The following is a 13909-nucleotide window of genomic DNA, read 5'->3' as shown; positions in this document are numbered from 1 at the left end:
CACCATATCAGCGATAACTAATGCATCTTTTTTATTGCTTTTTGACTGGGTATTATTTCGATCCTCTTTATTCCTTTTTACATGGTACGGATTTACTGTTACTACATCAATATTCTTTTCGAAAAGCCATTTTGATAGATTAATCCAGTAAATGTCCCGTAGGTTCCATGCCGAATATAGTTGTATCTAAGTTATTTGTCCTTTTTAGCTTGTTAATCCAGTGCAATAAAATAGTAAATCCATCTTCGTTATTTTCAAATGTAAGAGGATCTCCGACTACAATTCCACGGAAATTTACAGCTCGAGCCACATGTAATTGTTGAGCAATGTCCACACCAACAACGAGGTGTTTATCGGAAATTCTTTCTATTAGTTGATTTTGTTTGTCTTGCATTTTAAACTTCATAGTAAGGGTTCCTTCTAAGGTTTTGAGTTAGAGTGGTGTCTATACTCATATCTTACTGAGGGGCTCTATTTTTTTCAAAGTTCAAATTTAACCATCTACAGGAATGCTAACCTGCTTCGTTGAAGTTGGACAAGGATATTAACTTAAAAAGAAAAAAAGACACTCGTTAATGAGTACCTTCCTTCTCGAATTTCGTCCGCTCTGGGTTCCGTTGTGTATCCGCTCGTTTGAATGCCTCCCCTCGCTTCAAGGCTTTTGAATAGCTCCGTATCTTGCTTTATTAATTGCAAAGACTTCTGATTCTGTCAAAATGTGTAGCTTTGGTGAGTGGGATTTCAAAGTATTTCATGGTGTACGCCTCATTCGTAGTTTGTCCTTTGAAAAAGGCGGTACGGTTGTCGGTGCGGTACACTTTCGACTGAGAACGCGGTCTATCATAATCTAGTTCCTATTCTTGTAGTAGGAATTGATTTGCCAATTTCTTATCTATTTATTAAGGTTGAATTTCTTCAAGCGTCAATCAGTATCTCAATCAGAATCTCATCCAGAAACACTTCCTCTACTCTGGTCTATTAACTGATTAATACGGTTCATATAGCCCTCTGCTTTTTCTCGGTATCGCTGTTGTAGTTCATCCGAACTTATATCAAATCCATCTAGTTTGCATTTTAAGCGGAATAGCTGCCTTACACATATCCAGCAATATAATCACATTCTATAATCTGTGTCTCACCATTTACATTATTAAACTCAACTTGAAATCTTGTGTTGCTGATAAATTAATCAAAATGCTATGACTTTACTTGATAGGCAGCAATAACCAAGGTTCTTTAGAAATAAGATTTTTCACTGACGGAAAGTTGTTGTATAATTTCTCGATTAGGTTCATAACCAATTCCTGGTTTCTCTGGAACGGTGATTATTCCATTTTCAACCACTACTACAGGGTCAATAATGTCTTTCTCCCAATAACGAGAAGAAGCAGCTGTGTCTCCAGGTAGTATGAAATTGGACAAGGTTGTTAACGCAATATTATGTGCCCTTCCTACACCCGATTCCAGCATTCCCCCACACCAAACTGGGATATCATGTTTTTGGCATAAATCGTGTATTCGCTTTGACTCTGTTAAACCCCCGACCCGTCCGATTTTGATATTAATAATTTTACAGCTTCCGAGTTCAATTGCTTTTCGGGCATCTTCATAGGAATGGATGCTTTCATCGAGGCAGACGGGTGTGCTCAGCTCTTTTTGTAGTTGAGCGTGGTCAACAATATCATCAGAGGATAACGGCTGTTCAATCATCATCAAATTAAACTCATCAAGTGCTTTTAATCGCTCTATATCCGTTATACGATAAGCAGAATTCGCATCTGCCATCAGTGGAACATTGGGGAAATGCTTTCGAACCTCCCTCATGACCTCAATATCCCAACCTGGTTTAATTTTAACTTTCATTCTCTTATATCCCTCATTGACATACTCTTCAATCAATTGTAAAAGGTCTTGAACAGTTTCTTGAATGCCTATGCTTATACCGACTTCAATTTTTTTCTTTTCTCCACCAAGAGCAGCTGCGAGTGGGACTCCTGTTTGCTTTGCGAATAAATCCCACACCGCCCCCTCTATCGTAGATTTTGCCATGTGGTTTTTACGAATGCCCGTGAGAATTTCAGACACTTCATTCGGATGCTGTATCTCTGTATTCAGCAGCTTTGGAATGATAAAATCCTCTAACATATGCCAATTCGTTTTGACGGTTTCCTCATTATACCAAGGTGAATGAAAAGCAACAGATTCCCCCCATCCGCTCTCCCCATTCTCATCCTTTGCTTCTAGTAAAATAAATTCTTTATCTTGAAACGTTCCGAAACTAGTCGAAAACGGAAATGTCATTTTCATGTTTACATGTCTCAATGTAACCTCTCGTAATCTCATTTCTATTTCCCTCCTTTTGTTATGGACTAATCCGTAAGGTTCGTTTTGGAACAAATACATAATTGTGCACGAGTTCATTATCTTTTTTCACAAGGGAAACAACAGCATAACCTTTAGCAAATAATGTTTGGAAAATCTCACGAGTTTGGAACCGCCATTCAATTGCAAGTTCCTTATTGGTACTTTTCAAAAACTGAAAATTGGCTGGCACTGGTAATAAAATTGGATTGTTACTAGTGGGAATTCTATATAACTCCTCCGAAACATGCGTTAATTTTGGCAGGTGTCCCCCTATTGTTTCCCATTTAAAAATCGACTCAGCCTGTTCCAAGTTAATAGGATGGGGCTTTGAAATATAAGAACTATTAATCCACCATTCAACTTTAAGGCGATCAGAGGGGATTCCTTTATTTAAACTGTCTTCCATATTACCATAACAATTATTAACATATGTAGAGCATATTGCGTGTAATTTTGATAGATTCAAATAAGCATTTCGTGTTTCAAGCGGATCATAGGTCCACATGATCAGTTCGTAGCCCATTTCACGAGCTATTTCTTTTTGTTTCTCTTTTAAACTAGCACCTATTCCTTTGACTTGTTGACTCGGATGAATCCCAAGCATATGTGAACACAAATAACTTTGCCCCTTATTAAAACCAGCAAAACTATAACTGAATCCTACTAAATCTTCATTAATAAAAGCGCCCAATAAAAGACCGCCATTTTGGGAAGCAGTAATCGTTTGATGGAGGGGATGCGGGCTCATGTTCCATATTTCTTCTTCAAGCTTTTGAACCAGCTTTAATTCATGAAAAGTGCTTAGAATACGCGTTTTTATATCAAAACTCATAATAACCCACCTTTTTCATAGGCTTCTAATGTATTCAACAACGTTCTCGCAAGGATTTCAATCCCCGCGTATAGGGATTGATGATTAAATGTCATTTCAGGGTGGTGAAGACCCGGAAGTAAGCCACACCCTATACCTAACATAGTGGCTTTTATTCGTGGATTTTTCAATGTGTAAAAATGAAAATCCTCTCCACCTGAAGTGATAATCGGTTCTTTTACCTTCTTTTCACCTAAAGTATCAATAATCGCTTTCCCCATAAGACGTTTAGCCTCTTCATTTACTTCTGCAGCAGCTACGTTAGCTTTTGTTTCCAAAGTTATCGTAACTCCGTGCAGCTTTGCAACTGATTCTGCGATTTCCTTAACCTTGTGAACAAGTTTATCCATCACTTCATTCGTTTGTGCCCTTAAGTCGAGGTTAAAGTTCGCTTTTCCGGGAATAATATTGCCTGAATTACTACCCGCGTGGAACTTTGTCAATTTTGCAGTATACGGTACCATCGGATCTAAATGGATGCCTTTTATAGCTTGAATAAAGGATGCACCTACCTCAATGGCGTTCTGCCCAAGGTGAGGTCGTGCACCATGAGCATCCACTCCGATAATTTCACCTGCCAAAAAAGTAGCTGCCCCGTGATAAATGGCTGGGACTGCAAATCCATCCTCTAATTCCTGGATGGGTCTGAGATGGACACCATACAAATAATTCACATCATTTACTACATTTTTTTCTATTACCTTTAAAGCCCCTGTACCCTTCTCTTCGGCTGGCTGAAAAATAAATTTAAGTTTTCCATTATAATCAATATCTAATTTTTTAAGAAGAAGCATAGTTCCAATGGCCAAAGTCATATGTGCATCATGCCCACAAGAATGGTTTGCTTGAAATTGACCATCTACTTCTTGCCAGAGTGCATCCATATCAGTACGAAGGGCAACGCAAAAATCCCCGGTTCCCACCTCCACTACGAGACCTGGGCAATCATCAAACGTTTGGACCGTGAAACCCCGTTCCTCTAAAAAGTTTTGAATGTAGGCAGTTGTCTTGTACTCCTGCCAACTTATCTCCGGGTTTTGATGTAAATAATCAAAAACGGAATCAATCGTAGGTTTCAGCTCCATGATAATTCCTTTCAATATTCTTTCCTCCGTTTGTTTCACTATATTAATTAGCTTGATTTTCCTTACCCTAATAAAAATCCTTCATAATATGGGTCTTCACTTTCAATAATGAATTGATGCATGCCAGTAATCCATGCGGATCCAGTAATCTGTGGAATAATGGCTTGATAATCGCCTACTTGGCTAACCGCAATAACTCTTCCTGCAAACTTAGAATCAATAATACTCTCATGTACGAAATGTTCATGTATTTTTAACTTTCCTTGCGAATATAGTAACGCCATTTTTGCACAGGTACCTGTGCCACAAGGGGATCGATCAATTTGCCCATTTCCAAATATAACAGTATTCCTATAATCAACATGTTCATTATCCGATATCAAACTAAACTCAATTAAATCAATCGAGTTGATTTCTGGAATCAATGGATGCTGAAATTTCAACTGTTCATTTGCGGCCTTTTTAATTTTATTCCCAAGAGTAATTAATTGCTGCTGTTCTTCACTTACTAGCTTTAAACCAAACTGTTCAGCCTTAACGATGCCAAATATGCTGCCACCAAAGGCCACGTCAAGCAACACATTACCAACACCTTCAACAAATACATTCACTTTCTCTTCAAAAACAAATGCCGGTACATTTGTAAACGTTACTCTATCCACCTTTTTGTTCAAGAACTCAACGCTACATTCAACAATTCCTGCCGGTGTATCTATCTTTATATTCTTTTTGTGTTCAATCATTCCAATATTTAAGGCTGTTGTGATTGTTCCAATAGTTCCATGACCACACATATTTAAGTATCCATTACCATCCATGAAAATAACGCCAATATCGCAATTTTCCGAACAAGGATCTGTAATGATAGCGCCAAACATGTCTTTATGACCACGTGGCTCCGACATTAATAATTTTCTCATCCAGTCTAATTTACTTTGCAAATACAGCTTTTTTTCCATCATCGTTGAACCTAGTATTCTAGGTGCGCCCCCGGTAATGATTCGAGTTGGCTGCCCCATCGTATGAGAATCAATGGTATGAATATATTGTGAAAAATTTATCATGTCTTATCCCCCTTTAATACATATTGTTGTTTTTTTACTGAAATTTTACGAATCTCTTTTTAAGAAAAACATAGGCTCATGGTTTCCACACTTCTTTATAAACACGAAGGAAGTTTTCACCTAATATCAAAAGGACTTCCTCCTCTGAGTACCCTCTATTTATTAATGCCTCTGTTAATTTAGAGAACTTTGATGGGTTTTCTATCCCTTTTGGATATCTCCATGGCGGCGGAGGGTAACAATCTGCCTTCCATTTTCCTGTATGAATTAAATCTGTATATAACTTTTTCGATTCATCAAGAGCAGCAATCCCATCCATTCCTTCCCAATAATCCATCCCAATCCCTATATGTCTGATCCCAACAAGATTTCTAATGTATTCGATATGGTCGATCAAATCCTCAACCGTTGCTTTATTTTTTGTTGATACGAAAGCTGGATACGCAACAACCCCGATGACACCATCTTTTTCGGCTACTGCTTTTATTTGATCATCCTTAAGATTTCTTGGTGAGGGACACAATTCAAACACGTTTGAATGACTAAATATGACAGGTTTCTCAGATGTCTTAATAGCTTCTATCGTAGTTTGATAGCCAGTGTGGGATAAATCTACCAATATTCCAACACGGTTCATTTCTCTGATTGCGTTAATGCCGAATTCACTTACTCCACTATCTGTTCTCTCTGTGCATCCGTCACCAATAAAATTCTTCACGTTATAACAGAGTTGGATAATCCTTACGCCTAACCGGTGATAAAGAGATAAAAGTTTCAAATCGGTTTCAAATGGTAGAGAGTTTTGGAAATGAAAGAGGATACCTAATTTATTTTCTCGTTTTGCTCTATAAATATCTTCTACGGAAGTAACAAGTAACAATTCATCACTACTTGTTTCAATTTTCTTAAGCCACGTGGCAATGAGACTAACCGTTTCTCGACAGTTTTGATCGACTGCAACAGTAGGAGCCATTACAGTAACCCCTCCCTCGATCCACAATTTATAGTAATTTTCTACTGAACCTAAAGGACAGGTCGCGTCAATTAATATTGCTCTTTTGTGAAGTTTTAAACTATCAGTTACATTCAATTTTATATAGTCCCCCTACTACCTTTTAGACTTTTTCTAAAGTAAAAGGGAAAAGCTTGGCCTTTCCCCTTTTACCTTTATCCATTTTGATTATTTGGCCTTATTTACTTTAACGGTCTTACTATAACTAATGGCAGACTCCCATACTCTAGCAAAGTTCCCCCAAGTTATGCTCTCTAGCTCTGTTGAAGAGAAGCCCCTCTTTTTCATTTGTTCAATCAGACGGGGCACATCCACCGCACCATCCAACTCTGGATTTTTCGGTAATGTCCCACCGATACTATCAAGCGCTTCTGCATCCAGGTAGTCGATAAAGTCAAACCCGAAGCCGAGGTGTCGCGACCCTACAAGATCCGCAATGTACACGGCGTGGTCGATAAATCGATCAATCCCAGGGTTGTCTTGATGTACAAACGCTGAGAATGCATTGAGGCCAATGATCCCATTACGCTCAGCAATTGCTTTTATCTGATCATCTGTTAAGTTACGCGAGATTGCACATACACCTTTTGCATTAGAATGGGATGCAAATACTCCCGGACCTGGATACGCGCTTAATGCTTCCCAAAAGGATTTTTCATTCAGATGGGACAAGTCCAGCATGACTCCCGCTTGTGCCATCTCCTTCAGAAGAATGCGCCCTTTTGCAGTAAGGCCTCGAACCTCACCATCCCCAGGGCCCTGAAGTCCAGTTAGCCACGAACCACTTCCCGATTGGGATAGTGCCCGTGCCTCGGCATAATTATAGCCGGGAAAACCGCTCGCAAAAGCATTCGTCTCATTCCACGTTAACAGTCCTGATGTTAGTCCCAAATCGAATAAATCGGACAAAAGGGCTGGATCTTCATCAAGCGCCGCCATTCCTTCTATCGTTAGCAGGATTGCAAGCTTCCCTGAGCTGATCGCTGCTTCAGCCTCAGCAGGGGTTCTAACCATTGCAAGTTCTCCCGGTGATTCTCTCAATTCTGCTCCAAGTGCAGCCATCACCTCCCTAGTACGAGGTGCCGCCCGGTGAGTTTGGTCTAATTCTATCCAGATGGTTAGACCTAGTGCATTAATGCCGGCATTTCGTAGTGCTGGCAAATGGCGTTCGCTTATTACCCGACTCTCACCTCGTGAACGACGCCAAATCACGTCCACCAGAATATCGCTATGCAAATCGATAAATTTCATGATGTTACGGGCCCCCTATCGTGCCTGTCTCAGTTTAGCAGTGGCAGCAGTGTCAATCGTCCAAGAGGCTGTATCAATAACTACCCCATAGTCACGCTGTGCGCTCTCCTGTGAAACATAGCCATTACGTACATCCTCAAGCACTTTCTCAACGCTGCGGTTAAATGGATTTCCCCATCCTCCACCGCCGCCTGCACTGCTGATTAGAACTTCATCGGCTTCCAAAGGTTGATTAATCGCTCCTGTACGCACCTCACGCTCGGTTCCAGGCCATAGCATAATATGATTGGAATCGGCTTCCTGGCCACCATTTAGTGCCCAAGGTTTTGTCTTCGTTTTCTTTAGAATCGTTACGGCATTCCCTGGAGCAGTAAATCTATATACACGAGTAGCTCCTACCCCGCCACGGTGCTCTCCAGCTCCACAGGAATCCTGACGAAGATAATAGCCTTCAATTAATAGTGGAGCCTTGGTCTCTAATACCTCAATCGGGTTATTTCTGCAGCCTGGCTCTGATAAGTGCATAATTCCGTTTTCGCCGTCGCCTCCAGCATGAGCACCAAAGCCAACCGCTTCATTTGTCGCTTCAAGCCAAACTTTACCGGTTACTGGATGTGTACCGACACCCATAACCGATACGACCTCTCCCCCTGAACATGCAGGTACTATGTCTGGCATCGCATTTGCTAATGCCTTACAAATAATCTCCGGAATGTGAATAGATGGCCAAATTGTAAAAGTTGCCGCAGGATACTGCGCATTTACCAATGAACCTTCCGGAGCAATGACGCGTAATGGACGGAAGTTGCCATCATTTGCTGGAGAATCCGGAGTTGTGAGCCCTTTGAAAGCCAGTGCTGCAACCCCTTCCGTTATCCCAATTGGCAGGTTAATAGGACCTGCAACCGCAGGATCCGTACCGGTGAAATCAACGATAAATTCGCTATCAGTTACGGTAACCGTCACTTTAATTTTAACCATTTTGTCTTTTTCGACCCCATCATCATCAACCCAATCCTCGGCAGACCATGTTCCCTTCGGCAGAGCAGCAAGGCGAGCACGAGCAATCCGTTCACCGTGGTTTAAAATCTCTTGACTTGCCACTTTAAAAGATTCTAGGCCGAACTTTTGTACCAGCTCTTGTACCCGCTTTTCACCGGTGTGGCAGCAAGAAATCTGAGCGTTCATATTTCCAATTACTCGATCTGGAATACGAGAGTTGAATTTGATAAGATTCTCCACCTCTAGATCACGAACGCCACGCTTGTAAATTTTTAGACCTGGAAGAATGAGCCCCTCTCTATGAATACTGGTAGTATCTAAGCAGTACCCAGGATCTTGTTGATTCAAATCAAGCCAGTGTGCTTTACAGGCAGCATACCCAATCAGCTCATCATGATAGAAGATTGGTGAGCTAACTAGTACATCCAATGTGTGGTTAGAGCTCCAGTATGGATAGTTAAAGAGAATGACATCCCCTTCATGAATGTTCTCTTCGCCGAGAAACTCTACCATTTTTCTCAGCGCATAGTCATTACCACGAGTAAAAATAGCCAACCCAGGTGATTCAGCTAGTAATCTACATTCGCGGTCGTAAATTCCAAGTCCAAAATCCTGAATTTCATAGATGATCGTGTCATAAGCGGTACGCTTTAAATTCCTCATCATCTCCCGTGCTGCTGACAGCAGGTAGTTGTGAATAACTTGAACTTTAATCTGTTCTGCATGATCATCTACATTTGTTTGCGCACTATTTTTTAATTCTATGCTCCTAGTCATGCTATACCTCCTCTATCATTATAAATAGCGATGGTAAGTTCTCCATACTCTCCAACAGTTAGAACATCACCTTCGTGTAAAATGGTGGTGTGGCTAGGCTCCTCTATGATTGCTGGACCGGCTACCTCATCTCCGGCAAGCAGCTTAAATCGATCATAAACTTCATACTCAATGTTACCATTAAGGGGTGATTGGTAGACAGAGCGGCTTACTTTACGTGCTGCCAATCCATCACCTTTCCCTGCTTCGAGCTTGGCAATTCTCGGTTTCGCAAGCACGCCAATAGCTCTCACACGAAGGGTAACGATTTCTACTGGATCTGTTGTTTGGTGACCATATTGCGTCTCATGGGCATCACCGAAGTTTGCGGCAATTTCCGATATGTGAGCTGGTGTAATGTCGTCCCCCGGGATCTCAATCTTAACGGTATGCTCTTGGCCTGCATAACGCATCTCTGCCCAACGAATAAACTTGCAATCCTTAGAGGTAAATCCATCGCGGCCAAGAGATTCACGTCCGTTATCTTCCAAATTGCCATACAACATGGTAATTTCATTAACATCTGCGTTCACTAGACCTGTTACAAAGGTTTGAGCAAAATCATACACTACATCGACCATCATCATTCCCCATGCTGAGAAATTACCTGCTCCTGGAGGAATAATAACAGTTGGAATACCAATCTCTCGTGCAACGTTACAGGAAACGAGTCCTCCACCTCCGCCAAAGCCAAGAAGGGCAAAATCTTTTGGGTGATACCCTCGTTCTACTGATATTTCTCGAATCGCACCAGTAATCTTCGCCTCACTTATGCGGACGATACCAGCAGCTGCCTGCTCGATAGAAAGGTTTAACCGATCGGAAAGCTTCTTAATTGCATTACGGGAAAGATTAGGATCAATGGTCATCGCTCCCCCAAGAAAGTTCTGATCATCTAAATAACCTAACGTTAGGGCAGCATCGGTAAACGTTGCATTTACTCCGCCTTTTCCATAACATGCAGGGCCTGGGTCTGCACCCGCACTTTTTGGTCCAACCTGAAGGGCTCCTCCGTCATCGATCCATGAGATACTCCCGCCGCCAGAACCAATCGTACGAATATCAATCATTGGTGTGGATATCGGTAAACTCTCAACTAATGCCTCGTTTTCTATAGCAATCTGTCCATCTACGACCATAGTGGTGTCAAGACTTGTTCCACCCATATCTAGGGTGATCAAATTCGGATATCCTGTCAGTTCAGATAAATATGCTGCACCAATTGCACCACCTGCTGGCCCGGACATAACTGAATGAACGGGTTCTTCCTTAGCTGCTTTCGCTGTCATGGCACCGCCGCCTGAGCGGGTAAGTAAGAATTGGCCTTGATAGCCTTCTTCCTGTAATTCACTGTCGAGTCGATCCAAATAAGTACGCATGATTGGCTTGATATACGCATCAATAACAGCTGTACTAGTACGTTCATATTCGCGATATTCTCGTGTTAATCGATGGGATAAAGTCACTGAAACATCTGGGTATTCTTCAAGAAGCACCTTCTCCATTTCAAGTTCGTGATTCGGGTTGATATAGCTGTGTAAGAAGCAGACTACTACGGATGGAACTCCCTCTTCACGAAGTTGTTGAGCCAATTTAACCGCTTCTTCGCGATCAAATGGAGTAAGAACATTTCCTTGATAATCAAGACGCTCACTCACTTCAAGGCGCCGGTGCCTTGGGACTAATGATTCCGGTTTACGATATTTAAAATCGTACATGGAATCACGGTCAGTACGCCCTAACTCATAAACATCTCTAAACCCCTTGGTTGTAACGATTGCTACCTGAGCTCCTGTACGAGTTAGAAGAGCATTCAGGCCAAGAGTTGTCCCATGTACAAAGTAATCTATTTCCTCGAAACTAACTTCTGCCTTACGGAATCCTTCCAGAACACCGCTCGCAGGGTTGTGTGGGACGGTCTCTACCTTTTCAAGGCGTAGATCGCCTGAAGCTGGATCGAGTGTCACAACATCGGTAAAAGTACCACCAACATCAACTGAAATTCGCATAGCATTTCCTCCTATATTCATATATTCTTACATCCAAGCTTTTAAGTATAGGTTTCCAATGACTCAACTGACGATTAAGTATGCGAGAAAGTAGTCTTGAATCATCACCTCCCTAATTGTATGTGTGTTAGCATCCTAGCAAACTACCTTTTGAGTGCGACAAAATCCAAATCATAACCAAATGCACGTGGACCACAAACTTCAATCGCTTTTTCCGTTTTCATTCTCTCATGCGCAGGAACAACAACAATCGTTCCACGGTACCCATATTTAACAATATCGGTCCGAATCGGTTCCGCTGTTTCTGAGTCTAATATCGTAATAAGATCAGGAGGCAAACAGATTAATTGGTTATCAATGGTTAATTTCAACCATTCATTTTGAAAATCAATCACAGCCGTGCTTCCTTTGTGCTCTCCGAATCCTTCCATGATAATTTGTCCCATGGAAAATCCTTTGATGCTTTCTGCACCGAAGTCGCGATTGATATCAACAATTTTCCCCTTAAAAGCGCTCCATCCACCGGTAATTTCTTCAACGACTTTAATCGGATCATGGTGCACGTTGCGAGCTTCCCTTACTTTTTTCCCCAACTCAAGTGTTAGGCTTACTGTGTTTGGAATACATGTTGCTCTCAGTTGTTCCCCATTCATTGGGTATCCTGCAATCCAGCTGATTCCTCCATATGACATTGCTGTTTGACGAACAATGTTCTCAGCCATGTATGCATCTGTAGTATCAATTATCGTAGCAAACCCTTTCTCATTAATGGATGCAACCGGACTGGCTGAAACACCTCCAATATGAAAACTTGTCATTTGTAATTCAGGAAAAGCTCTGCCCATCCCATCACCATCAATAACAGGTAAGCCCATTTCACCAGCAACTGCCATCGGAACAGTTGTATTAACTCCGCCAGCCTCTGGTGGAATGACACCAACGAAATCACGATTCAAGTATTTACTTAATTTTTGAAAAGCAATATTCAATTCGCTTCCGTTTGGAGTTTTTTCCGTCAGAACCACTGGGGCTCCTAAACATCCCCCCATCGCGATCATCGCATCATCTGGTACATCTTCAGGTTTAATTAATACGATTTCTTTCCCTTTATTTAGTACGTTATAAGCCCATAACAGTCCGATTTCCGGGTCACCGCCCCCACCAGTCGCAAGGATGGAAGCACCTAATGTAATGTCATCAATATCCTGTCTTGTTAACGTTTTATAATCACTTATTTCCCATTTTTTTAGGATGTCGTACACACTCATCCCGATTCCTCCTTGGTTATCGAGCTGCTTTTCGCTAGCTCAATTGATTAGATCACGCTTCGTTTGGGTCAATACTTCGTAACCACCTTCAGTTATTAGAACCATATCTTCGATTCGAACAGCCCCTACTCCAGGCAGATATACCCCAGGTTCAATCGTTACCACCATGTTCTTTTCAAGAATATCAGTTCTTCCCTTATCGATAATCGGGCCTTCATGAATATCTAAGCCTAATCCATGTCCCGTTAAGTGCGGGAAGTAATCGCCATATCCTAATTCTTGAATCTTCTGTCTTGCTATGTAATCAATCTCTCCAGCCTGCACTCCTGGACGCAAGGACTGAATGGTCTCCTGCTGGATTCTTAATACATCTTGGAACAGCCGTTTCTGTTCAAGCGTAGTTTCTTTTACTGAAAAAGTCCGGGTAATATCGGAGCAATAACCTTGATAAATTGCGCCCATATCTAACAAGATTAATTCATTAGGATTCAATGCTTTATCTGAAGCATATCGTTGTGGTAGCCAGCTGTTCTCACCGGAAGCGAGAAAAATCTCGAATGATGAATTTTCAGCGCCTTCTTTTAACATCGTATACATGGCGACAGCTGTTACTTCGTGTTCCTTCATCCCTGCTCTAGCTGCTTTCAGCGCTTCTTGCATTGCTTTGTCGGCAATTTGAGCAGACTTACGAATAATTTGAATTTCTTCCTCACTTTTAATCATCCGCAACCGTCCGACTTCAGATGCGATATTTTCAAAATGGGCATTTGACAGTTTCTCTTGAAGGTACTGGAAGGTATCATAGTTAAGTTCCGGCAGCTCCACACCAACCCGTGTTATTTTGCGTTTATGAAAATAATGATTTAAAACAGTAAGATAATCAGGGGTATCTTCTGGAAAAGGGAGAATTTCTTTAATCCAGCAATCCCTCAGAGCCCGTTTTAAATCTAAGCGTGCCACAACGTACTTTATATCTTGTTGTGAAATTAATAGAATACTAAAGGAAGCAGTATTCATACGAAGTCCTGTATAATATCGGATACTGGCTCGATTAAATAGCAAACATACATCCAGTTGTCTCTCTTCCATTATCTTTCGTAAAGCTTGAACTCTTTTTAAAAACGGATTGACTTCCAAATTCCTCACCTATTCAGCTTTATTATTTTA

10 protein-coding genes and 1 pseudogene are annotated in these 13909 nt (G+C 41.3%); all 11 read right to left on the bottom strand.

Annotation, left to right across the window (positions count from 1 at the left end):
• Positions 1 to 406 (bottom strand): annotated as a pseudogene (locus tag COE25_RS31590) (IS110 family transposase); the annotation flags it as partial.
• An 830-nt stretch (positions 407 to 1236) separates the two neighbouring features.
• Positions 1237 to 2343: an o-succinylbenzoate synthase gene (menC, locus tag COE25_RS15370; protein ID WP_098933221.1), complete on the bottom strand. Its 1107-nt coding sequence runs from the start codon at positions 2341 to 2343 to the stop codon at positions 1237 to 1239.
• 19 nt (positions 2344 to 2362) lie between these two features.
• Complete coding sequence (locus COE25_RS15365; protein WP_098933220.1) at positions 2363 to 3196, bottom strand: GNAT family N-acetyltransferase; 834 nt, start codon at positions 3194 to 3196, stop codon at positions 2363 to 2365.
• On the bottom strand, positions 3193 to 4335 hold the full coding sequence (locus COE25_RS15360) for a M20 peptidase aminoacylase family protein (protein WP_098933219.1): 1143 nt from the start codon (positions 4333 to 4335) through the stop codon (positions 3193 to 3195). The genes COE25_RS15365 and COE25_RS15360 overlap by 4 nt, the downstream gene beginning before the upstream one ends.
• Positions 4336 to 4382: 47 nt before the next feature.
• Positions 4383 to 5384, bottom strand: coding sequence for a proline racemase family protein (locus COE25_RS15355; RefSeq protein ID WP_088088328.1), 1002 nt, complete (start codon positions 5382 to 5384; stop codon positions 4383 to 4385).
• A 76-nt stretch (positions 5385 to 5460) separates the two neighbouring features.
• Positions 5461 to 6474, bottom strand: coding sequence for a dipeptidase (locus tag COE25_RS15350; RefSeq protein WP_098933218.1), 1014 nt, complete (start codon positions 6472 to 6474; stop codon positions 5461 to 5463).
• Between the two features lie 90 nt (positions 6475 to 6564).
• Positions 6565 to 7647 carry a dipeptidase gene (locus tag COE25_RS15345; protein ID WP_098933217.1) on the bottom strand — a complete coding sequence of 361 codons (1083 nt, stop codon included), beginning with the start codon at positions 7645 to 7647 and terminating at the stop codon, positions 6565 to 6567.
• A 15-nt stretch (positions 7648 to 7662) separates the two neighbouring features.
• Positions 7663 to 9426 carry a hydantoinase B/oxoprolinase family protein gene (locus tag COE25_RS15340; RefSeq protein ID WP_098933216.1) on the bottom strand — a complete coding sequence of 588 codons (1764 nt, stop codon included), beginning with the start codon at positions 9424 to 9426 and terminating at the stop codon, positions 7663 to 7665.
• Positions 9423 to 11474, bottom strand: coding sequence for a hydantoinase/oxoprolinase family protein (locus COE25_RS15335; RefSeq protein WP_098933215.1), 2052 nt, complete (start codon positions 11472 to 11474; stop codon positions 9423 to 9425). Before COE25_RS15335 ends, COE25_RS15340 begins: the two co-directional genes overlap by 4 nt.
• Before the next feature lie 143 nt (positions 11475 to 11617).
• Positions 11618 to 12742, bottom strand: coding sequence for an S-methyl thiohydantoin desulfurase family protein (locus COE25_RS15330; RefSeq protein WP_098933214.1), 1125 nt, complete (start codon positions 12740 to 12742; stop codon positions 11618 to 11620).
• 39 nt (positions 12743 to 12781) lie between these two features.
• Complete coding sequence (locus COE25_RS15325) at positions 12782 to 13879, bottom strand: M24 family metallopeptidase (protein ID WP_088088334.1); 1098 nt, start codon at positions 13877 to 13879, stop codon at positions 12782 to 12784.
• Positions 13880 to 13909: the final 30 nt, after the last annotated feature.

The organism is Bacillus sp. AFS031507 (assembly GCF_002584635.1).
GTDB lineage: Bacteria > Bacillota > Bacilli > Bacillales > Cytobacillaceae > Neobacillus.
Note: the sequence above shows the minus strand (reverse complement) of the source record. Positions and strands in the feature narration are given on the sequence as shown.